This window comes from Pseudomonas sp. GM50 (assembly GCF_000282375.1).
GTDB lineage: Bacteria > Pseudomonadota > Gammaproteobacteria > Pseudomonadales > Pseudomonadaceae > Aquipseudomonas.
This window is the reverse complement of record NZ_AKJK01000012.1, coordinates 25031-45476: the sequence shown is the minus strand read 5'-3', so window position 1 is coordinate 45476 and position 20446 is coordinate 25031. Positions and strand designations below refer to the sequence as shown.

21 protein-coding genes are annotated in these 20446 nt (G+C 58.8%); 17 read left to right on the top strand and 4 right to left on the bottom strand.

From position 1 onward, the window contains the following. Positions 1 to 127: 127 nt before the first annotated feature. Entirely contained in the window at positions 128 to 1477 is a 1350-nt protein-coding gene (locus PMI30_RS26435) for a spinster family MFS transporter (RefSeq protein ID WP_008005862.1), read from the bottom strand. A gap of 371 nt (positions 1478 to 1848) precedes the next feature. Here PMI30_RS26435 and PMI30_RS0129380 point away from each other — a divergent pair, with 371 nt between their 5' ends. Continuing rightward, positions 1849 to 2214, top strand: a complete 366-nt coding sequence (locus PMI30_RS0129380; RefSeq protein ID WP_032834782.1) for a YkgJ family cysteine cluster protein — start codon at positions 1849 to 1851, stop codon at positions 2212 to 2214. Positions 2215 to 2362: 148 nt separating this feature from the next. After that, positions 2363 to 4645 (top strand): putative bifunctional diguanylate cyclase/phosphodiesterase, encoded by a 2283-nt coding sequence (locus PMI30_RS26440; protein WP_032834780.1) that lies wholly within the window; start codon positions 2363 to 2365, stop codon positions 4643 to 4645. On the opposite strand, the gene PMI30_RS26445 is transcribed toward PMI30_RS26440, so the two are convergent. Further along, on the bottom strand, positions 4536 to 5432 hold the full coding sequence (locus PMI30_RS26445; protein WP_081501227.1) for an NAD(P)-dependent oxidoreductase: 897 nt from the start codon (positions 5430 to 5432) through the stop codon (positions 4536 to 4538). The genes PMI30_RS26440 and PMI30_RS26445 overlap by 110 nt on opposite strands. Before the next feature lie 197 nt (positions 5433 to 5629). Between PMI30_RS26445 and PMI30_RS26450 the strand changes: the two genes are divergently transcribed. Next, complete coding sequence (locus PMI30_RS26450) at positions 5630 to 7825, top strand: hypothetical protein (protein WP_008005858.1); 2196 nt, start codon at positions 5630 to 5632, stop codon at positions 7823 to 7825. A gap of 298 nt (positions 7826 to 8123) precedes the next feature. On the opposite strand, the gene PMI30_RS26455 is transcribed toward PMI30_RS26450, so the two are convergent. Continuing rightward, on the bottom strand, positions 8124 to 8429 hold the full coding sequence (locus PMI30_RS26455) for a DUF2288 domain-containing protein (RefSeq protein ID WP_008005857.1): 306 nt from the start codon (positions 8427 to 8429) through the stop codon (positions 8124 to 8126). A 27-nt stretch (positions 8430 to 8456) separates the two neighbouring features. Between PMI30_RS26455 and PMI30_RS31205 the strand changes: the two genes are divergently transcribed. From PMI30_RS31205 to PMI30_RS26505, 12 genes are all read left to right on the top strand, one after another. Then, positions 8457 to 8603 carry a hypothetical protein gene (locus PMI30_RS31205; RefSeq protein WP_157173008.1) on the top strand — a complete coding sequence of 49 codons (147 nt, stop codon included), beginning with the start codon at positions 8457 to 8459 and terminating at the stop codon, positions 8601 to 8603. A 177-nt stretch (positions 8604 to 8780) separates the two neighbouring features. Continuing rightward, on the top strand, positions 8781 to 9908 hold the full coding sequence (locus tag PMI30_RS26460) for a branched-chain amino acid ABC transporter substrate-binding protein (RefSeq protein WP_008005856.1): 1128 nt from the start codon (positions 8781 to 8783) through the stop codon (positions 9906 to 9908). A gap of 233 nt (positions 9909 to 10141) precedes the next feature. Beyond that, positions 10142 to 11065, top strand: coding sequence for a high-affinity branched-chain amino acid ABC transporter permease LivH (gene livH / locus PMI30_RS26465; protein WP_008005854.1), 924 nt, complete (start codon positions 10142 to 10144; stop codon positions 11063 to 11065). Beyond that, the gene (locus PMI30_RS26470) at positions 11062 to 12318 is read left to right on the top strand and encodes a high-affinity branched-chain amino acid ABC transporter permease LivM (protein ID WP_008005849.1); all 1257 of its coding nucleotides are present in this window, start codon (positions 11062 to 11064) and stop codon (positions 12316 to 12318) included. The genes livH and PMI30_RS26470 overlap by 4 nt, the downstream gene beginning before the upstream one ends. Then, positions 12315 to 13082 carry a high-affinity branched-chain amino acid ABC transporter ATP-binding protein LivG gene (livG, locus tag PMI30_RS26475; RefSeq protein ID WP_008005847.1) on the top strand — a complete coding sequence of 256 codons (768 nt, stop codon included), beginning with the start codon at positions 12315 to 12317 and terminating at the stop codon, positions 13080 to 13082. The genes PMI30_RS26470 and livG overlap by 4 nt, the downstream gene beginning before the upstream one ends. Beyond that, complete coding sequence (locus PMI30_RS26480; RefSeq protein WP_007906649.1) at positions 13083 to 13784, top strand: ABC transporter ATP-binding protein; 702 nt, start codon at positions 13083 to 13085, stop codon at positions 13782 to 13784. Between the two features lie 356 nt (positions 13785 to 14140). After that, positions 14141 to 14545, top strand: coding sequence for an antitoxin Xre-like helix-turn-helix domain-containing protein (locus PMI30_RS0129375; protein WP_032834787.1), 405 nt, complete (start codon positions 14141 to 14143; stop codon positions 14543 to 14545). Beyond that, positions 14539 to 15231, top strand: a complete 693-nt coding sequence (locus PMI30_RS26485; protein ID WP_008005842.1) for an RES family NAD+ phosphorylase — start codon at positions 14539 to 14541, stop codon at positions 15229 to 15231. Before PMI30_RS0129375 ends, PMI30_RS26485 begins: the two co-directional genes overlap by 7 nt. 116 nt (positions 15232 to 15347) lie before the next feature. Then, positions 15348 to 15653 carry a BufA1 family periplasmic bufferin-type metallophore gene (locus tag PMI30_RS26490; protein WP_008005836.1) on the top strand — a complete coding sequence of 102 codons (306 nt, stop codon included), beginning with the start codon at positions 15348 to 15350 and terminating at the stop codon, positions 15651 to 15653. A gap of 25 nt (positions 15654 to 15678) precedes the next feature. Next, positions 15679 to 16533, top strand: coding sequence for an MNIO family bufferin maturase (gene bufB / locus PMI30_RS26495; RefSeq protein WP_008005834.1), 855 nt, complete (start codon positions 15679 to 15681; stop codon positions 16531 to 16533). Beyond that, positions 16530 to 17288, top strand: a complete 759-nt coding sequence (locus tag PMI30_RS26500; RefSeq protein WP_008005832.1) for an HvfC/BufC N-terminal domain-containing protein — start codon at positions 16530 to 16532, stop codon at positions 17286 to 17288. Before bufB ends, PMI30_RS26500 begins: the two co-directional genes overlap by 4 nt. Continuing rightward, entirely contained in the window at positions 17285 to 17788 is a 504-nt protein-coding gene (locus PMI30_RS26505) for a DoxX family protein (protein WP_008005830.1), read from the top strand. The genes PMI30_RS26500 and PMI30_RS26505 overlap by 4 nt, the downstream gene beginning before the upstream one ends. A 118-nt stretch (positions 17789 to 17906) precedes the next feature. On the opposite strand, the gene PMI30_RS26510 is transcribed toward PMI30_RS26505, so the two are convergent. Next, positions 17907 to 18821 (bottom strand): LysR family transcriptional regulator, encoded by a 915-nt coding sequence (locus tag PMI30_RS26510; protein WP_008005828.1) that lies wholly within the window; start codon positions 18819 to 18821, stop codon positions 17907 to 17909. A gap of 106 nt (positions 18822 to 18927) precedes the next feature. On the opposite strand from PMI30_RS26510, the gene PMI30_RS26515 reads away from it, so the two are divergent. Together PMI30_RS26515 and PMI30_RS26520 are read left to right on the top strand one after the other, a co-directional pair. Continuing rightward, on the top strand, positions 18928 to 19527 hold the full coding sequence (locus tag PMI30_RS26515) for a short chain dehydrogenase (protein WP_007906681.1): 600 nt from the start codon (positions 18928 to 18930) through the stop codon (positions 19525 to 19527). Between the two features lie 188 nt (positions 19528 to 19715). Then, on the top strand, positions 19716 to 20372 hold the full coding sequence (locus tag PMI30_RS26520; protein WP_008005826.1) for a COG3650 family protein: 657 nt from the start codon (positions 19716 to 19718) through the stop codon (positions 20370 to 20372). The last annotated feature ends 74 nt before the right edge of the window (positions 20373 to 20446 follow it).

Sequence of the window (20446 nt, the reverse complement as noted above, 5' to 3'; positions counted from 1 at the left end):
TTGATTGTTGTGGAGTTGCTGATGGCCTCATCGCGAGCAGGCTCGCTCCCACAGGGGATCTGATGTGACCACACTATTTATGAACACCATTAATCACCTGTGGGAGCGAGCCTGCTCGCGATGGCGATTAAGCAGTCACCGCAGACCCCGCAGGCTCAACCACCGCCACCAATCCTTCCTTCATCCGCTTGGCATCGCGCACAAAACACCGCGAAGCCAGGAACAGAAACACCATCGTGAAAAACAGCGCCACCGGGATCAAATACATCGCATCATGCAAACCGACAGCCTTGAACGCTTCAGTCATCTGTTCGGCGCCGGCCGACAGCATGGCCGTGTGCGCAAAGTGATCCGACAATCCGCCGACCACCACCGGCCCCAATCCGCCGCCCAGCAAATACAGACCGGCAAAGAACAGCGCCATCGCCGTGGCCCGCAAACGCGGCTCGACCACGTCCTGGATCGCCGTGTACACGCAGGTATAGAAGTTGTAGGCGAATAACCACCCCAGGCTGAAGACCGCGACAAACACCCCGATCTCGATCCGTCCGGCGTGCAGCGCCCAAGCCGTGCACAAAGTCGAAATGATCAGGCTGAATGCCGCGAACAGCAGCCGCCCATTGGCCACGCGCTGGTGAATTTTGTCGGCGATCCAGCCGCCGAGCGTCAGGCCGAACAACCCGGTCACCCCGACGATCACACCGGTAGCCACTGCCGCGTCCTGCAACGGCATCAGGAAATAACGCTGCAGCATCGGCACCAGAAACGAGTTGCAGGCATAGGTGGCGAAGTTGAAGCACAGCCCCGCCATCACCAGCCACAGGAAAGTCGGCACCGCCAGCACACGACGGATCGGCCGGTCTACGCGCTCCTGAGACACTTGCACGCTTTCAGCCGCGCCGCGTTTTGGCTCTTTGATGAAGAACATGAAGACCGCCAGGATCAGCCCCGGTACTGCCGCGATAAAGAACGGCGCGCGCCAGCTGTCGAACGTCTTGACCATCCAGCCGATGGTGAAAAACGCCAGCAGCAACCCCAGCGGCAGGCCAAGCATGAAAATGCCCATGGCCCGAGCCCGGCGATGAGCCGGGAACAAATCGCCGATCAGCGAGTTGGCGGCCGGCGCGTAACTGGCTTCACCGATGCCGATGCCCATGCGCACGATCAGAAAACTCCAGAAACTGCCCACCAGCCCGTTGACCGCAGTCAGCCCGCTCCAGGCTGCCAGCCCCCAGCCCATCAGCTTGCTGCGCGAACCGGTATCGGCCAATCGCCCCAGGGGCAGGCCGGCAATCGCGTAAACGATGGTGAATGCGGTGCCGATGATCCCCAGCTGAAAGTCGCTGAGGTGCCACTCCATGCGGATCGGCTCGATGATGATCGCCGGGATGGTGCGGTCGAAAAAGTTGAACAGGTTGGCCAGGAACAGCAGGAACAGAATGCGCCAGGCATTCGCCGCTTGGGTCGAGTTCTGCATGGGTCCGTCTCTTTATTGTTATGAAGGCGTCGCTGCCCCCGGAAACTGCAATCTAGTCAGGCGCGCGCGGCGTGTCTGTCATCATTCGCCAGCCTGATATCAGCCCATGGCAACCGAACCCTCCCAAACGCCAGAATACCCTGTGGGAGCGGGCTTGCTCGCGAAAGACGGGGTGCCTGCCTGCGATGATGCCGACTGACACGCCGCCTTTCGCGAGCAAGCCCGCTCCCACAGGAGAATGGCGGTGTTTTCCATGGCCCGACCGACCGTTGAAAAATACCTCTGTGCCCCCCTTCCCAAGCCCAAGGCAAAGCCTAGAATAGCGGCCTTGTCTGCCCACCGTGTCCCCCATCCCTCTTTGACTATCGCCCATGTCCGAAGCCAGTCCGTGTCTGAATTGCGGTGCCTGCTGTTCTCATTTTCGCGTGTCTTTTTTCTGGGGTGAATGCACCTCGGCAGGGGGGACGGTGCCCGATGAACTGGTCGCGCCCATCAGTCCCAGCCGGGTGGCCATGCTCGGCACAGACTGCAAACCGACCCGCTGCGTCGGGCTGGTGGGTGAGGTGGGCAGCACGGTGCAATGCTCGATTTACGATCAGCGCTCCAGCACCTGCCGGGAGTTCGACGCCTCGTGGGCCAATGGTGAGGCGAACGTGGATTGCGACGCGGCCCGGGCCGCGTTCGGGTTGCCGGCCCTGCAACCGGAGTTCGAAATGCCTTATGAACAGAGCGCTTGAGACTTAGCGCCAATCGCTATCACGCTAATACCAAAATTATTGGCGTCACCGTGCCATCACCTCTTGCGCTCCGTGCAAGGCCTCTATACTGCAAGCATTCGCCAGCGCGCATGGCGCAGGCCAGGATGATTCAGAGATGGGGCATGCTATGGAGTGGCTTGGTTTGCATTTCATGACCGGGCTACCGGAGAGCGGGCAGGTCATACTCGATTGCACCCATAACCCTTTTCTGGTGTTGCTGGCCTATCTGGTGGCTTGCGCGGCCGGCTTCGCCACGCTGGACATGACCGAGCGGGTCGGCCATGTGGAAAAATCCGCCTCCCAACGTCTCTGGCGCTGGGTCGGTGCCGGGTGCCTGGCGGGCGGTATCTGGGCCATGCACTTCATCAGCATGCTGGCGTTCCAGGCGCCGATCGAAATCCATTACCACCTGCCCACTACCCTGCTCTCGCTATTATTCGCCCTGACCGCCTCGTGGCTGGCCATGCACACCCTCAGCCATCCTCAGCTGAATTTCTGGCAATACCTGCGGGCCGCAGTGTGGATCGGCCTGGGCATCGCAACCATGCATTACGTGGGCATGGCCGCCCTGCGATCGAATGCGATGGCCTACTACCAACCCGTCCTGTTCGGGCTGTCCATTGTGATCGCCATCAGTGCCAGCCTGGCCGCCCTGTTGATTTCCAGCCATCTGCGCGATGGCACCGGCGTGTTTCATCAATTGCTCAAGTACACCGCCAGCCTGGTGCTCGGGGCCGGCATCGTCAGCATGCATTTCACCGGCATGGCGGCGTTCAACCTGGTGCTGCCCCTAGGCAGTCTCCAGCCGTTGCCCGACGACAATAATCACCTGCAACTGGGGCTGACGGTGGCGGTAATCACGTTGCTGATCATCGGCAGCAGCATCAGTGCCGCACTGGCGGACAAGAAGCTGCAACACAAGGAACATGACCTGCAGCGGGTCAACGCCCTGCTCAGTCAACTGGATCAGGCGCGCATGTCACTGCAACAGGTGGCGCACTACGACCCCTTGACCAATCTGATCAACCGCCGGGGCTTCAACCAGATCTTCGCCGAGAAACTCATCGAGAAAACCAACGAAGGCGGCATGCTGGCGGTGATGTTCCTGGACATCGACCACTTCAAGCGGATCAATGACAGCCTCGGCCATGACGCCGGCGACGAATTGCTCAAAGTCCTGGCCAGCCACATCAAGGCCTCGGTGCGCAGTCATGAGGATGTGGTGGCGCGCTTCGGAGGCGACGAATTCTGCATCCTCATCACCCTGTACGACCGTGAAGAAGCACGGCAAATGGCCCAGCGCATCATGCTAAAAATGAAGGAGCCCATCGAGTTGTCCGGACGGCGCATGGTCATGACCACCAGCATCGGCATCAGCCTGTTTCCGGAAGACGGCAAAACCTGTGACGAACTGCTGAAAAACGCTGACCTGGCGCTGTACCAGTCCAAGGATTGCGGTCGTAACGCCCTGCATTTTTTCAGTGCAAACCTGAAAACCCGCGCCACCCTGGAGTTGCAACTCGAAGAGGAACTGCGTCACGCCCTGCGCGAAAACACCGGGCTGATGCTGTACTACCAACCGATCTATGACCTGAGAGCCGGCCAAGTCACCAAACTTGAAGCGCTGATTCGCTGGCAACATCCGGTTCACGGATTGCTCACGCCGGATCGGTTCATCGCCATTGCCGAAGCCAACGGCCTGATCGCCGAACTGGACAACTGGGTTCTGCGCAAGGCCTGCGAGGACTTGGGCGAGCTGTCCCGGTACGATTGCGAAGACCTCAAAATCGCGGTGAATTGCTCGCCCCTGAACCTGGCGCGAGAAGAACTGGCCAATGAAATCGAACACGCCCTGCACGCCTTCGGGGTGGCACCACACCGGCTGGAACTGGAAGTGACCGAGAATGCGCTGATGGGCAATATCACCAACACCCTGGTGTTGCTGCGGCAGATTCGTGCCCTCGGGGTCTCGTTGTCGATCGATGACTTCGGCACCGGCTATTCATCCCTGGCCTACCTCAGGCGCCTGCCATTAAACACGTTGAAGATCGACCGCTCGTTCATTCAAGACATCCCCAAGGCCACCCAGGACATGGAAATCGTCCAGGCGATTATCGTCATGGCCCACACCCTGCATTTGCAAGTCGTCACCGAAGGCGTCGAAACCTTCGAGCAATACGACTTTCTCGAACGCCACGGCTGCGATTTCGTTCAGGGCTACCTGCTCAGCCGTCCGGTGCCGCTGGCCGAGTTGCGTCCGGTGCTGGCCGAAATCAATCAGCGCAAGCACGTGCACACCTTCAATCCCTTGAGTCTGGCTCGCGGTACAACTGCACTAACGTCGACGGATCCTTTTCCAGGAACCCCTGCCCCCCATGCAGGCGCATCAGTTGTGCGGCCAATCCGCTGATCGGCGTGGCCGAACCCTGCTCGCGGGAAAATTTCACGGCGCTGTCGAGGTCCTTGAGCAGCGTGCGCACGTGCCATTTCACCGGTTCGAAACGGCTTTCGGCCATTTGCGGCGCGAGAATCTGCAGCGGTTTTGAATCGGCGAAACCACCGGCCAGCGCCTCGGCGATCAGGCGGGCGTCGACCCCGGAACGCTCGGCCAGGGCCATCACTTCGGCAATGACCAGGGCATTGCAGGCGACGATCATCTGATTGCAGGCCTTGGTCACCTGCCCCGCACCGACGGCGCCCATGTGGGTCACGCGCTGGCCAAGGGTCAACAACACCGGCCGCACGCGTGCAAGGTCTGCCGCTTCGCCCCCAACCATGATCGCCAGGCTGCCGGCCTCGGCGCCGACCACCCCGCCGGAGACCGGCGCATCGAGCCAACTCATAGCGGTTTTACTGGCCAATGAGCTCGCCATTTCCCGCGTCGCGGTGGGTTCCAGGCTGGAAAAATCCACCAGTAACTGTCCACTTCTCGCCCCTTCGGCAACGCCCGCCGGGCCGAACACCACCTCACGTACAACCGCAGTGTCGGCCAGACACAGCATCACCAGGTCCGCGTGCTGACACAGTTCGGCCGGTGTCGCCACTTGCCGTGCGCCGGCCTCGACCAGCGCTGCGCACTTGCCCGGGTTGCGGTTCCACACCGTCAGCGGATAACCCGCCGCCAACAAGCGTCGGCACATCGGCAGGCCCATCAGGCCGATTCCGGCAAACCCCAGTGCAGGTAACGTTGCCATCATTTAGCCCCATTTTGATTAAAGATCATCGAATACTGGCCGATTCATCATGATTAAGGAAAGGATTCCCCCGAGCGATGCTCAGGCCAAGGCCCTGACGCTTGGGTCATATTCGCGCAGCAAAAAGACGCGAGATCCCATTCCGTGATGACTCGATGACACCTGTCGCCGAGCCAACCAGTCCAGGTATATGGCGCACAATGACTTCTAAAAATAACCCGGCCACCGCGGTATCCGACCTGACCCTGAGCCCCGCGGCGAACAGCCCCTCATCGTCGAAGCCATTGAGCCCGTCGCGTCCGCTGGCGACTCAGCAATACCTGTACTTCACAGAAACCAATACCGACCGCATCCTCGACAACCTCGACGGCCTGCGCGACCTGGTGTTCCCGCGCCCGCCCCATTTGGAGGGCGACAACGAACAGCACAACGATCAGGAATTCCCGTCGGTGTGCCTGATCGGCCTCGGCCGCTGTGGTTCGAACATCGCACTGGACGTGGCGGAGCTGGTGTACAACGCCCGCAAGTTCTACCTCAACGAATTCAACAACGAAGACCGTCTGTCGCCGGATAAACGCTACGCCGAAAAAGGCTACAGCCCGGCGCAGTGGATTCGCAACAACCTGCGCCTGGGGTCGAACAAGGCCAGCAAACCGGTGTTTCTGGTCGAGCCGCTGGTGATGCTCGGCGATTTGGACAAGGACATCGCCGGTCGCATCCGCTTCTCGCGCAAGGGCGAAAAAAGCGGCTTTTTGCGCGACTACAGCAAAATGAAAATCATGGACTTGTCGGAAGTCCACGCCGGTGGCGCCGGTAACGCGCCGATCCTCGGCCAGTACTTGGCCAAGATTATCCTGAACAAGGACACCCAGCGCTTCTCCAGCCCTGACTGGAAGATGATTCACTCGTACCTGATCGACAGCTGCGGGATCAAGGCCAACCAGTCGCGCCTGTATTTCTCGATCTTCAGTGCCGGCGGCGGTACCGGTTCGGGCATGGCCTCGGAGTTCGGCCTGGCTCAGCAGCACTCGTACATGAACAAAACGTTCGACACCAAGCCGATGGACGAGCACGACGGCAAGAGCGGTCATTCCTTCGTCTTCGAGCCGATCTTCACCAGCGGTATTTGCGTACTGCCGAACATTTCCGATCACCGCAGCGAAATGTCCGAGGCGCTGCACATCAACGCCGGTCGCCTGCTGTGCAAATACCTGTCGGAAGAATGGGACTTCTCCTACAACTTCGCCAACGAAGACAGCAGCGAAGCCAGCGTCATGGGCCGTATCCGCCCATGGAACGCGATGATGCTGATCTCCAACGACATCATGCGTTACGCCGAAGAAAGCGATGACGGCAACATCCAGAACATTGATGTCAATGCCATGGAAAAGCACGCCAACCAGTACATTTCACAGCAGATCTTCAACATTCTGACAGCGCAGGCGGTGACCACCGACTACGACCAGAACTATTTCCGCCGGGCAGGCATCGACATTGGCGAAACCATACGCCTGGACGCCAACGACCTGTTCATGAGCCTGGCCGGCCCGGTGGCGATTGCCTACGCCGAGTCCGTGGTGCCGGAAACCCCGCCGCCGAGCAGCGACAAGTTCAAGGTGTTCGAGAAAGAGCCGCAGCGCCTGAACATCGACGACCTGTTCTTCCGCTCGATCGACCTGCCGCACTTCAACAAAGTGACCCAGGCGATCGAAGGCATCAGCCTGTTGCCGATCGAATCCAAGCGCTATCGCGCCTCGCTGGAGCAGTACAAGAATTCGGGCTATGACGCGGCCGCGTTGCACGACCTGCACTTCTTCAAGAACTGCTCGTCGGTGGTCTCGATTGTTTCGCTGCCAAAGGACTACAAGCTGTCCTACATGGACCTGAACCGGTTGAAGACCCACCTCAACAGCCTGTTCCCCAACACCACGCTCAAGCGTTATGCACTGGTGATCGGCGCTTCGGCCAACCTGTCGCTGACCACCCTGATCGCCAAGAGCCCGTGCCTGTCGGACGACTTCCTGACTCTGATCGTGGCGTTCATCAAGCGCTGCTTTGCGAAAAACCCGTACCGCTTCGACGAGACGCTGGACAACTCGATCCTGGACTTCATCATCAATGAAGACTTCGACGAAGACCGGATCGACGAACTGCTCAACGAATTCGAAAACCCGGCGAAAATCCTCGATACCAACTGGTACGCGATCAAACCGATGTACGAGAAGAAGTACCGTGAACTGATCAACGACAAGGACAAGTTTGTCTCGATCAATGACATCCGCTTGTCCCGGGATTGCGTGAAGAAGGCGATCAAGTATCTGCGCGAGATTTACCGTCACCGGATTGGCAAGACCAAGGTTATTTCGCTGAATAACCATACCGGTAAGACGGCTTAGTCAGCGGCGCGCCCAATCGCGAGCAGGCTCGCTCCCACAGGGACCGTATTCTTTCAGGAGGAATGCGATCACATTGTGGGAGCGAGCCTGCTCGCGATGGCGGCATAAGCATCACCACAAATCCCAACATCCAGAAACAATTAAGCAGCCAATCGGCTGCTCAATAAACTGTTCCCGTTACGTTTACGTCACCCTCGCCAAGACCCTTCTGTGGCCTTTCTCTACGGCAACATGCCATCACGCTACTCGGCTACACACTTTTGACCGGCAAAGCCGCGCACCAATTAAGTGCGCGCTCTCAGCTCGTCGCCCTTTCCTGGATCAGAATCCACGGCGAAACCACCACGCCCCACAGCTCGGGATCGCGCTCGAAAAGATCCAGCGCCCGCGTTTCAGACAGCTTGGCGACCTTGTCGGCGGCCAGCCAGGCAGCGACTTTCTCACCTTCATCGGTTGCCACCGCTTCTGCCGCAGCGATCAAATCCAGGCCTGGATCGACCCACAATAGGGCACCCCTGGCAAAGAACGGCTCCAACTCTTTCCAGGTAATAGATGCGGTCTCACCAAGCAGCTTGGCATAGAGGGTGCTAGGTTCTTGAGTCATGGGTTTCTGTCCGCAATGAAAAACGACGTGAATGATAACGTCGGTATTGCGCCAGAAAAACCCGGATGCAATTGCGTTACCGATCGAGAAATGCAGGAAAGCCAGGGAATGCTGCTGAATCCAAGTATTAGCCAGCTAACATCCCGCCGTGATTCTGTCTTTTTCTTTCAATAAAGCGACACCCTCAGGTTTTGCCCCCGGGCGCCAGCTTCCCAGGCTAACAATCGGCGCTCTACACTGTACCGGTACAGTTGCCGGGGGCATTTTCCGGAGGATATCAACGATATCTGACCCGGTTCTGCTGCTACGGCGCCAGGACTATAAAAACTACAACAGTAAGAGTGGAGCACTATGACTAAGGCTACTAAGCAGATTTCAAAACTGTTTGCCGCTATGGTTCTGGCCGGGGTTGCCAGCCATTCGTTCGCCGCTGACACCATCAAGATCGGCATCGCCGGCCCTAAAACCGGCCCTGTAGCCCAATACGGCGACATGCAGTTCAGTGGCTCCAAAATGGCCATCGAACAAATCAACGCCAAGGGCGGCGTCGACGGCAAGAAGCTCGTCGCTGTTGAATACGACGATGCCTGCGATCCAAAACAAGCGGTTGCTGTTGCGAACAAAGTCGTCAACGACGGCGTCAAGTTCGTGGTGGGTCACCTGTGCTCCAGCTCCACCCAACCGGCGTCCGACATCTACGAAGACGAAGGCGTGATCATGATCACCCCGGCTGCCACCAGCCCGGACATCACCACTCGCGGCTACAAGATGATCTTCCGCACCATCGGTCTGGACAGCGCCCAGGGCCCTGCCGCCGGTAACTACATTGCCGATCACGTCAAACCGAAAATCGTTGCTGTTCTGCACGACAAACAGCAATACGGTGAAGGCATCGCCAGCGCCGTGAAGAAAACGCTGGAAGGCAAAGGCGTCAAGGTTGCGGTGTTCGAAGGCATCAACGCTGGCGACAAAGACTTCTCTTCGATGGTCTCCAAGCTCAAGCAAGCCAACGTCGACTTCGTCTACTACGGCGGCTACCACCCGGAGCTGGGTCTGCTCCTGCGTCAATCCCAGGAAAAAGGCCTGAAAGCCAAGTTCATGGGTCCGGAAGGCGTGGGCAACGACTCCATTTCGCAAATCGCCAAGGAAGCTTCCGAAGGCCTGCTGGTGACCCTGCCGAAATCCTTCGACCAGGATCCGGCCAACATCGCCCTGGCTGACGCGTTCAAAGCCAAGAAAGAAGACCCGAGCGGTCCGTTCGTGTTCCCGGCCTACTCGGCTGTGCAAGTCATCGCCGAAGGCATCAAGGCCGCGAAGAGCGAAGACACCGCAAAAGTGGCTGAAGCTATCCACAAGGGCACGTTCAAAACCCCGACCGGCGACCTGTCTTTCGACGAAAAGGGCGACCTGAAGGACTTCAAATTCGTGGTTTACGAGTGGCATTTCGGCAAACCTAAAACTGAAGTTTCGCCTCAGTAAGGCCTTGGCCTGACTGACTGCCAATAAAGCCCACGGCGTGCCGTGGGCTTTATTTTACGAACGTATTGGGCCGCGCTGGCGTGATCCGCCAGTCTCCCCACCTGAAAATCTCAAAACCGTCATCAGCGGTTCGCTGGCAAACCTCGAATTCGAAGTGGATGCAGATCCACGGGGCTCGAGCGGGAAAATGACTCCACCAGTGAAATGCGTATCAGGTTTTTAGGAGCGCTGTAATGCCTGACATCTATCACTTCTTCCAACAGCTGGTTAATGGTCTGACCATTGGCAGCACGTATGCCCTGATCGCCATCGGCTATACGATGGTTTACGGCATCATTGGAATGATCAACTTCGCCCACGGCGAGGTGTACATGATCGGCTCTTACGTGGCGTTCATCGCCATTGCCGGGCTGGCCATGCTGGGACTCGAGAGTGTCCCGCTATTGATGACCGCCGCTTTCATCGCGACCATCGTCGTTACCAGTGCCTACGGTTACAGCATCGAACGGATCGCCTACCGCCCCCTGCGCGGCAGCAACCGTCTGATCCCGCTGATCTCTGCCATCGGCATGTCGATCTTCCTGCAGAACACGGTTCTGCTGGCGCAAGACTCCAAGGACAAATCCATCTCCAACCTGATCCCTGGCAACTTCGCCATCGGGCCGGGTGGCGCACATGAAGTGCTGATTTCCTACATGCAAATCGTGGTGTTCGTGGTGACCCTGGTCGCCATGCTCGGCCTGACGCTGTTCATCTCCCGCTCTCGCCTGGGTCGCGCCTGCCGCGCCTGTGCCGAAGACATCAAGATGGCCAACCTCTTGGGTATCAACACCAACAACATCATCGCCCTGACCTTCGTCATCGGTGCCGCACTGGCGGCCATCGCGGCCGTGCTGCTGAGCATGCAATACGGCGTGATCAACCCGAACGCCGGTTTCCTGGTCGGCCTCAAGGCCTTCACCGCAGCAGTATTGGGCGGTATCGGCAGCATCCCCGGCGCGATGCTCGGCGGGCTGGTGCTTGGGGTGGCGGAAGCCTTTGGTGCCGATATTTTCGGCGACCAGTACAAGGACGTCGTAGCGTTCGGTCTATTGGTCCTGGTGTTGTTGTTCCGGCCAACCGGCCTGTTGGGCCGTCCGGAGGTTGAGAAAGTATGACTAGGAATCTTAAACAGGCGTTGTTCAGCGCCTTGCTGGTATGGGCTGTTGCCTACCCGGTACTCGGTCTGAAACTGACCATTGTCGGCATCAACCTCGAAGTCCATGGCACCAGCACTGCAACGCTGATCACCATCGCCGTGTGCTCGGTGCTGATGTTCCTGCGGGTGCTGTTCGACCAGCAGATCAGCTCGGCCTGGAAAGCCTCGCCCAACCTGCCGGTGATCCCGGCCAAGGCCACTAACTTCCTGACCCTGCCAACTACCCAGCGCTGGATCATCATCGCGTTGATCATCGGCGCGCTGGTCTGGCCGTTCTTCGGCTCCCGCGGGGCGGTGGACATCGCAACCCTGGTGCTGATCTACGTGATGCTCGGCCTGGGCCTGAACATCGTGGTTGGCCTTGCCGGCCTGCTCGACCTCGGTTACGTCGGCTTCTACGCCGTGGGCGCCTACAGCTACGCGCTGCTGTCGCACTACTACGGCTTGAGCTTCTGGATCTGCCTGCCGATCGCCGGGATGATGGCGGCCACGTTTGGCTTCCTGCTCGGTTTCCCGGTACTGCGTTTGCGCGGTGACTACCTGGCAATCGTAACCCTGGGCTTCGGTGAAATCATCCGTCTGTTCCTGCGTAACCTGACCGACCTCACGGGTGGTCCGAACGGCATCAGCAACATTCCCAAGCCCACGCTTTTCGGGCTGAGCTTTGATAAAACTGCCGCAGAAGGTCTGCAGACCTTCCACGAGTACTTCGGCCTGGAATACAACTCGATCAACAAGGTGATCTTCCTTTACCTGATCGCGGTGTTGTTGTCGTTGTTCGCGCTGTTCGTCATCAACCGCTTGCTGCGCATGCCTCTGGGTCGTGCCTGGGAAGCGCTGCGTGAAGACGAAATTGCCTGCCGTGCACTGGGTCTCAATCCTACGGTCATCAAGCTGTCGGCCTTCACCCTCGGTGCCTGCTTCGCCGGTTTCGCCGGTAGCTTCTTCGCCGCGCGCCAAGGCCTGGTGACACCGGAGTCCTTCACCTTCATCGAATCGGCGACCATCCTCGCCATCGTGGTGCTGGGCGGCATGGGCTCGCAACTGGGCGTCGTACTCGCCGCCACGGTGATGATCCTGTTGCCGGAAATGATGCGTGAGTTCAGTGAATACCGCATGTTGATGTTCGGCGCCTTGATGGTGCTGATGATGATCTGGCGTCCACAAGGTCTGCTGCCGATGCAACGCCCCCACATGGAGCTGCGCAAATGAGCCGTGAGATCCTGAAAGTCACTGACCTGAGCATGCGCTTCGGCGGCCTGCTGGCGGTCAACAGCGTGGCCTTGACCGTCAAAGAGAAACAAGTGGTATCGATGATCGGCCCCAACGGCGCCGGCAAGACCACCGTGTTCAACTGCCTGACCGGCTTCTACCAGCCCACCGCAGGCAGCATCGTGCTGGACGGCGAGCAGATCCAAGGGTTGCCGGGCCACAAGATTGCCCTCAAAGGCGTGGTGCGCACCTTCCAGAACGTGCGGCTGTTCAAGGAAATGACAGCAGTCGAGAACCTCTTGATCGCGCAACACCGTCACCTGAACACCAATTTCCTGGCCGGTCTGTTCAAGACCCCCGCGTTCCGCAGAAGCGAACGCGAGGCCATGGAATACGCCGAGTACTGGCTGGAAAAGGTCAACCTCAAGGAGTTCGCCAACCGTCCGGCCGGCACCCTGGCCTACGGTCAGCAACGTCGCCTGGAAATCGCTCGCTGCATGATGACCCGCCCGCGGATCCTCATGCTCGACGAACCGGCTGCCGGTCTCAACCCGCGGGAAACCGAAGACCTCAAGGCACTGATCGGCATCCTGCGTGAAGAGCATGATGTGACCGTGCTGCTGATCGAACACGACATGAAACTGGTCATGAGTATTTCCGACCACATCTTCGTGATCAACCAGGGCACGCCTCTGGCCGACGGTACGCCGGAACAGATCCGCGACAATCCTGAAGTGATCAAAGCCTACCTGGGGGAAGCGTAAATGCTGCAGTTCGAAAACGTTTCCACCTTCTACGGCAAGATCCAGGCGCTGCACAGCGTCAACGTCGAGGTTCGCCAAGGCGAGATCGTGACCCTGATCGGCGCCAACGGTGCCGGCAAGTCGACCCTGCTGATGACCCTCTGCGGTTCGCCGCAAGCCCACAGCGGCAGCATCCGCTACATGGGTGAAGAGCTCGTCGGCCAGGACTCGTCGCACATCATGCGTAAAAGCATCGCCGTGGTCCCGGAAGGTCGTCGAGTGTTTGCCCGTCTGACCGTGGAAGAGAACCTCGCCATGGGCGGATTCTTCACCGACAAGGGCGATTATCAGGAACAGATGGACAAGGTTCTCGGACTTTTCCCACGCCTGAAAGAACGCTTCGCCCAACGCGGCGGCACCATGTCTGGCGGCGAACAGCAAATGCTCGCCATCGGTCGTGCGCTGATGAGCAAGCCCAAGCTGTTGCTGCTCGACGAGCCATCGCTGGGCCTGGCACCGATCATCATCCAGCAGATCTTCGACATCATCGAACAACTGCGCAAGGACGGTGTGACGGTGTTCCTGGTGGAGCAAAACGCCAACCAGGCGTTGAAAATCGCCGACCGTGCCTACGTGCTGGAAAACGGCCGGGTGGTGATGACTGGCACCGGTGAAGCGCTGTTGACCGACCCGAAAGTGCGCGAAGCGTACCTCGGTGGTTAAGCGATTGCGGTAAACAAAAAAACGGCCTTCGCAGGCCGTTTTTTTATGCCTGCCACAAACCCCACAACAATGAAGATCCCCTGTGGGAGCGAGCCTGCTCGCGATGGCAATTTCACATTCAACCGAGATATTGACTGACTTACCGCAATCGCGAGCAGGCTCGCTCCCACAGGTTTTTTGGGGTGTTTGGGAGAACGTGTTTAATCAGTGTCAGCGTTACTTCCTGCAAGCTACACATCCTAACGCCTGACGTAACCGGTTCGCCCTCGTAGGAGCTGCGTATTCACAATACAAGCTTGCCCTACAGATACATTTTTAATATATTTGCATCTACAGACCAAATCAAAGTGATCGCCATGACAGCAACCTCCCAGGCACAAGCATTCAGCAAAGACCAGTGCGTGACTGGTTTGCGAGCGGCTGTAGGCATACTCGAAAAGTGGCAAGCGTCGAGCGATCAGGCCTGTCGTATCTTGCGCATTTCCCGCAGTACGTACTCCCGGGCAAAGCAGCGCGATCCCGATTGGTCCGTAAGCCTGGATTCAGACCAGATGCAGCGCATCAGTTTTATCCTCAACATCCATGCCGCCCTGCGTCTTGTCTTTGATAACCCTGAGAACGTCTATGGTTTTGCGGCGATGGCGAACGAAAACGAGTTCTTCAACGGGCGTAGCCCGCTCGAAATCATGTCTCAGGGGGATATGATTTCCCTGTACGAGACGTTTCGGCGGATCGACGTGTTGCGAGGCGCACAATGGTAACGGTGAGCCAGCTGGCTGTATTGGCCGGTGAGCAGTTGCAGGCCTACCGATTGATCAATTCAAAATTTCCGCCCATTGCGCTGTTTGACGACGTGGCAAACGCGGACGAATTTGATGTGCTGTATCAGATCCAGGCCCTCACAAACCCGAGGCTGCAAAATGAAGTCGGTCGGCTTGAGCTGATACCCCGTTCGCAGATTCCCTTTGGCATCCCCGGGTGCTCTTACGCAACAGCTCCTTTCACCCACATCAACCCAGCGGGTTCGCGTTTCAGCGATGGCAGTTTTGGCGTGTTGTACTTGGCTGACTCGATGGAAACCGCGCTGGCTGAGGTGCAACATCATCAGAATCAGTATTGGTCGAAAGTCCAGAGTCTCAATTACGAGAGGTTTGTTTTCCGGGGGTTATCCTGCACTTTCGTTGACGAAGCCATGAGGGATGCCGTATCCATTCCGATGGACGATCCTATCTACGACCCTGTCGATTACACACACTCCCATCGCTTGGGAAAGGCCATCAAGGATGCTGGGGTCCCTGGTCTGCGGTACAACTCCGTGCGCAAGCATGGGAGCTACTGCTGGGCACTGATGACCCCCAGCCCCCTCTCATCAATCACTCAAACAGCCCACTACGAGATGATCTGGAACGGTCAGATCACCAGCGTCAGTAAAATCAGCATTGCCTGACGACTTTATCGGCAAAAATTTTTCGGGTGGCCTGTAACGCATCGCCCTGTCGTTTCTCTAGAGCAGTAAGCAAGCACAAACGCTTGCCAACCCAAGCTCAATTTCGGAGAAACATCATGACTGCTACCACCCGCACCCTGTCCGCCACCGCCCTGGTTCTGGCCCTCGGTTCTGCCCTGAGCATTGCCGCTGTCTCCACTGCCCATGCCGCTGACGCCAACATGGAAAAATGCTTCGGCGTGGCCATGAAAGGCCATAACGATTGCGCTGCAGGCGCTGGCACCACTTGCGCCGGCACGGCAAAAACCGACTACCAGCCAAACGCCTTCAAACTGGTGCCTAAAGGCACCTGCGCCACCACGATGAGCAAGACTTCGCCAACCGGTTTCGGTCAGCTGGAAGCCTACAAAGCCAAGTCGTAATCAGCCCCCAGCCTGAGTGTCGACCATGAACCATTCATTCTCCGGGCTCCCGCCCCGCTCCGGGCTGGGGCTCAAGACCGAGCACTTTCGTGAAGTGCTCGGTGCACAACCGGACATCGGTTTCTTCGAAGTCCACGCCGAAAACTACATGGTGGCCGGCGGCCCGTTTCATCATTTTCTGGGGTTGATTCGCGAGCAGTATCCGCTTTCGCTACACGGCGTTGGCCTGTCCATTGGTGCCGAAGGTCCGCTGGATCTTCAGCACCTGCAAAGGCTTGCCGCGCTGATCGAACGCTATCAACCCCAATCCTTTTCCGAACACCTGGCCTGGTCCAGCCATGGCCCGGTGTTTCTCAACGACCTGCTGCCCCTGGCCTACGATGCACCGACGCTGAACCGCGTCTGCGAGCACATCGATCAGGTGCAGAGCGCCCTCAAACGCCCGATGCTGCTGGAGAACCCGGCGACGTATCTGGCGTTCCAGCGCTCGACAATCGATGAAGCTGATTTCATCCGCGAAGTCATTCGCCGCACCGGCTGCGGGCTGCTGCTGGACGTCAACAACGTCTACGTCTCCTGCATCAATCATCAAAGAAATCCGCTGGCCTACATCGATGCGCTACCGCTGCAGGCGGTGGGGGAGATTCATCTGGCCGGGTTTGCCGAAGACACCGACAGCCTCGGCGACCGTCTGCTGATCGACGATCACGGTGCGCCCATCGATAACGCGGTATGGGCACTGTACAGGCAGGTGCTGGAACGGGTTGGCCCGATCGCCACGTTGATCGAGCGTGACAACCAGTTACCGGCCTTCAGCGTGCTGCACGCCGAAGCCCGTCAGGCCGATGAGTGGCTGCACTGCGCGGGGGGCCGATCATGAGCACTCAAGCTGCGTTTGCCGCCGCCCTGCTCGATCCGCAACAGCCCTGCCCCGATGGTTTGTTCAGTGCCAATGGCGCCGATCCCGCCAGCCGTTTCGCGGTGTATCGCAACAATGTGCAGAGCTCGCTGATCAACGCCTTGGCCGACAGTTACCCAGTGGTTTCGCAATTGGTGGGCGATGAGTTCTTTCGGGCGATGGCGGGGCTGTATGTGCAGCATTGCCCGCCCCAAGGCCCACTCATCAACGATTACGGCAAGGACTTCGCCGAGTTCATCGACAGCTTTGAACCGGCAGCCAGCGTGCCTTATCTGGCCGACATGGCGCGGTTGGAGCGGTTGCGCGTTCAGGCCTATCACGCCGCCGACACGCAGACCTTGCGCCATGAACAAATCGCCGCCGCGCTGTCGGACCCGCAGGCGCTGAACGAGCTGACGGTCGGATTCCATCCCTCCCTGAATCTGCTGACTTCAGCCTTTGCCGTGATTGCTATCTGGGCCGCGCATCAACAGGACGCGACGCTGGCCGGGATCGACCTCGGCCACGGGCAAAACGCGCTGGTGCTGCGCAATGGTCTGGAAGTTGAGGTTTTCGCCATCGACCACGGCGCCAGCACGTTCATTCAGAACCTGCGAAACGGCCATTCCCTGACCCAAGCGTTAGAGACAGCGCCCGACTTCGACCTCAGCCAAACCCTGGCGCTGCTGATCAGCCACAACGTCATTACCCATTTACACCACAAGGTATCGCCATGAATCGCCATCAGAACCCCATCGCCCGCGCCATCAAGTGGCTGGAAAAAATCCCCCACAGCCTGATCGCCTTTATCGCGCGTTTTTCCATTGCCGCGGTGTTCTGGAAGTCCGGGCAAACCAAGGTGGAAGGCCTGGCCATCGACTTGATCGACGGCACGTTTCAACTCGGCGTACCAAGGCTGGCGGACTCAACCATCCCGTTGTTCGAGAGCGAATATCACTTGCCATTGCTCTCCCCGGAACTGGCGGCGCACCTGGCAGCCTTCGCCGAGCATTTTTTTCCGGTGCTGATCCTGATCGGCTTCGCCACACGGTTTTCGGCCCTGGCGCTGTTGGGGATGACGCTGACTATTCAGCTGTTCGTGTACCCCGATGCCTATCCGACCCACGGCACTTGGGCTGCGGTGTTGCTGTACTTGATGGCGACCGGGCCGGGCAAGTTGTCGATTGATCACCTGATCGCCAAGCGGTATGCCAGACCTCAAAACTCCAGACGATGAAGATCCCCTTGTGGGAGCGAGTCAGCTCGCGATAGCGCAGTGTCAGCCACCATCAATGCCGAATGTCACACCGTCATCGCGAGCAGGCTCGCTCCCACAGGGGTTGGGTGGTGAGACGTTACCGTTGAAGCCGATCCAACGCCTCGCCACTGCGCTTGAACCAACCCATCAAATAATCCGCCAGCACTTGGGTACGTTTCGGCAAACCACCCTGATACGGATGCACCAGGTACATCGGCATGCTGCGGGTCTGATAATCGCGCAGGAGCCAGCGCAAACGCCCGTCAGCCAATTCCTCTTGCAGCAAATACGACGGCAAACGCGCAATGCCCGCATCCGCCAGCGCGGCTTTCTTCAAGAGGTTGTAGTGGTTGCTGGCGAACGGCCCCGACACTCGCACCCGCAGTAACTCGTGCTGTTGGTGATAGAGCCATTCTTCGCGACCGCTGTAATGGCTGTTGAGCAGGCAGCGGTGCTCCGCCAATGCCTGAGGCGTCAGTGGCTCACCGAATCGCTCAAGGTACGCAGGGCTGGCGCAAGTCATCTCGTGCCAGGCCAGCAGCGGACGGGCGACCAGGCGTTCATCGTTGGCCACTTCCGAGCGGATCGCCAGGTCGAAACCGTCCCGGGACAGGTCACGGTAGTTATTGTTGAGCTCCAGTTCGATCTGCACTTCGGGGTACTGCCGGGAAAACTCCAGCAATACGCCGTCAAAGAAGGTTTCCCCCAATGAAACCGGAACCGTCATCCGCACCGGGCCGGCCATGTCGTCTTTCAATCGCGCCAGGGCCTGACGCGCTCGCTCGACTTGAATCACCAGTGCCTGGGCTTGCGGCAATAGCGCCGCACCCGCCGCCGTCAGGCTCAAGCGGCGTGTGGTGCGTTGCAGCAACACTACGGAAAACCGCGTTTCCAGCAGACTGATGCGCTTGGAAAGTTGCCCCTTGCTGCACCCCAATTGCTGAGCGGCCAGGGTGAAACTGCCCGCCTCGATCAACACCGCGAACGCCGCCAGATCGTCCATTTCGCTCATGGGATTGTTTCCATTTGAAAACCAAAGGTTGCCTATTAGCCCGCTTATCTATGGAAAAAACCACTCTAAACTTAAATTCAATCCAAACCCATTCAGGTACATCGCGATGAAAATTCTTTTGATTGGCGCCTCTGGCACCGTCGGCTCGGCCATTGACCATGAACTGTCCCAGCGCCACGAAATCATCCGTATCGGCCGTAAAAGCGGTGAGTTTCAGGTCGACATCAGTGACAGCGCCTCGATCCGCAAATTGTTCCAACAGACTGGCAACTTCGACGCGCTGATCTGCGCCGCCGGCAGCGTCAACTTCGTGCCGCTGGCCACCATGACCGAACAAGACTTCGAGCTCGGCTTGCGGGATAAGCTGATGGGTCAGGTCAACCTGCTGCTGATCGGCCGGGAATTCGCCAATGACGGAGCGTCATTCACCTTCACCACCGGCATCCTCAGCCACGATCCGATTCGTACCGGCAGCTCAGCCTCGCTGGTCAACGGCGCCCTGGACAGTTTCGTCCGTGCAGCGGCGATCGAACTGCCACGCGGCCTGCGCATCAACTCGGTCAGCCCCAACGTGCTGGTCGAAGCCATGGGTAGCTACGCCCCGTACTTCCGTGGTTTCAAACCGGTTCCCGCCGCCGAAGTGGCGCTGGCCTACGCCAAAAGCGTGGAAGGCTTGCAGACCGGCCAGACCTACCGCGTCGGCTAAACCCAACACGCCCCGGAATCAAAAGATCGCAGGCTTCGCCAGCGCCTACAAAAGCACCGCGTACGCCCTGTAGGAGCTGCCGCAGGCTACGATCTTTTGATCTTGATTTTGGGAACGCGAGGACATTGCAGGGTTGTGATGAACGGTCAGGCTAAGTAACGTGGCGACACTTGTCAGGAGACTCAAAGATGCGTGTTGCCCGTTCCTTGGTGCTTGTTGCCCTGCTTCCGCTGTTCGCCGCCTGCCAGTTGCTTGATGGCCCGCGCGAAAGTGCTTCCCATGTGGGCCAGACCCGCCTGCAGGGCCAGTTGACGGCGGCCGACGGCAAGTTGCTGTTCCAACCGTGCAATGAACAGCGCAGTTATGTGGTCAACGACACCGGCGGCACCAGCGTCCTGCAAGAGGCCGCAACCCTGGCCGATGATCAGGGCAAGTTGTTTGCTGACGTGCGCGGCCGGATCACCACCAGCGGCCAGTTGGATCTGGAGCAGTTGTACCGCGTCGAACGCTCGGGCACGGCGTGTGACGATCCCAATTTCAAGCAGCTGATCCTGCGCGCCGCCGGTCATGCCCCTGAATGGAACGTCAAAGTCAGCGGCAAAGGCATGGTCATCGACCGCGCCGGCCAGCCGCCCCTGGCCCTGCCGTACGTTGAAGAGCAACTGGGCGATGGCCGTTTCAACCTCAGCACCGAAGCCAATAACCAGCGCATCGAGCTCTGGGTCGCGCCGCAACGTTGCGTCGACAGCAGCACCGGCAGCGTGCAGCACATGAGCGCCGAGCTACGCATCGACGGCCAGGTGCAACGCGGCTGTGGGTATTTTGGCGGATCGCGCGACGACTGATCGTTTTTGCCTCACGGGAATCATCCTTTGAGGCTTATAATCGCGGGCTTCAAACGCCTTGGCGCAGTTGTGCG

Coding starts and splice junctions, on each gene's coding strand:
- PMI30_RS26435 (WP_008005862.1), bottom strand. CDS start 1,477: ATGCAGAACTCGACCCAAGCGGCGAATGCCTGGCGCATTCTGTTCCTG.
- PMI30_RS0129380 (WP_032834782.1), top strand. CDS start 1,849: ATGTCCGAAGCCAGTCCGTGTCTGAATTGCGGTGCCTGCTGTTCTCAT.
- PMI30_RS26440 (WP_032834780.1), top strand. CDS start 2,363: ATGGAGTGGCTTGGTTTGCATTTCATGACCGGGCTACCGGAGAGCGGG.
- PMI30_RS26445 (WP_081501227.1), bottom strand. CDS start 5,432: ATGATGGCAACGTTACCTGCACTGGGGTTTGCCGGAATCGGCCTGATG.
- PMI30_RS26450 (WP_008005858.1), top strand. CDS start 5,630: ATGACTTCTAAAAATAACCCGGCCACCGCGGTATCCGACCTGACCCTG.
- PMI30_RS26455 (WP_008005857.1), bottom strand. CDS start 8,429: ATGACTCAAGAACCTAGCACCCTCTATGCCAAGCTGCTTGGTGAGACC.
- PMI30_RS26460 (WP_008005856.1), top strand. CDS start 8,781: ATGACTAAGGCTACTAAGCAGATTTCAAAACTGTTTGCCGCTATGGTT.
- livH (WP_008005854.1), top strand. CDS start 10,142: ATGCCTGACATCTATCACTTCTTCCAACAGCTGGTTAATGGTCTGACC.
- PMI30_RS26470 (WP_008005849.1), top strand. CDS start 11,062: ATGACTAGGAATCTTAAACAGGCGTTGTTCAGCGCCTTGCTGGTATGG.
- livG (WP_008005847.1), top strand. CDS start 12,315: ATGAGCCGTGAGATCCTGAAAGTCACTGACCTGAGCATGCGCTTCGGC.
- PMI30_RS26480 (WP_007906649.1), top strand. CDS start 13,083: ATGCTGCAGTTCGAAAACGTTTCCACCTTCTACGGCAAGATCCAGGCG.
- PMI30_RS0129375 (WP_032834787.1), top strand. CDS start 14,141: ATGACAGCAACCTCCCAGGCACAAGCATTCAGCAAAGACCAGTGCGTG.
- PMI30_RS26485 (WP_008005842.1), top strand. CDS start 14,539: ATGGTAACGGTGAGCCAGCTGGCTGTATTGGCCGGTGAGCAGTTGCAG.
- PMI30_RS26490 (WP_008005836.1), top strand. CDS start 15,348: ATGACTGCTACCACCCGCACCCTGTCCGCCACCGCCCTGGTTCTGGCC.
- bufB (WP_008005834.1), top strand. CDS start 15,679: ATGAACCATTCATTCTCCGGGCTCCCGCCCCGCTCCGGGCTGGGGCTC.
- PMI30_RS26500 (WP_008005832.1), top strand. CDS start 16,530: ATGAGCACTCAAGCTGCGTTTGCCGCCGCCCTGCTCGATCCGCAACAG.
- PMI30_RS26505 (WP_008005830.1), top strand. CDS start 17,285: ATGAATCGCCATCAGAACCCCATCGCCCGCGCCATCAAGTGGCTGGAA.
- PMI30_RS26510 (WP_008005828.1), bottom strand. CDS start 18,821: ATGAGCGAAATGGACGATCTGGCGGCGTTCGCGGTGTTGATCGAGGCG.
- PMI30_RS26515 (WP_007906681.1), top strand. CDS start 18,928: ATGAAAATTCTTTTGATTGGCGCCTCTGGCACCGTCGGCTCGGCCATT.
- PMI30_RS26520 (WP_008005826.1), top strand. CDS start 19,716: ATGCGTGTTGCCCGTTCCTTGGTGCTTGTTGCCCTGCTTCCGCTGTTC.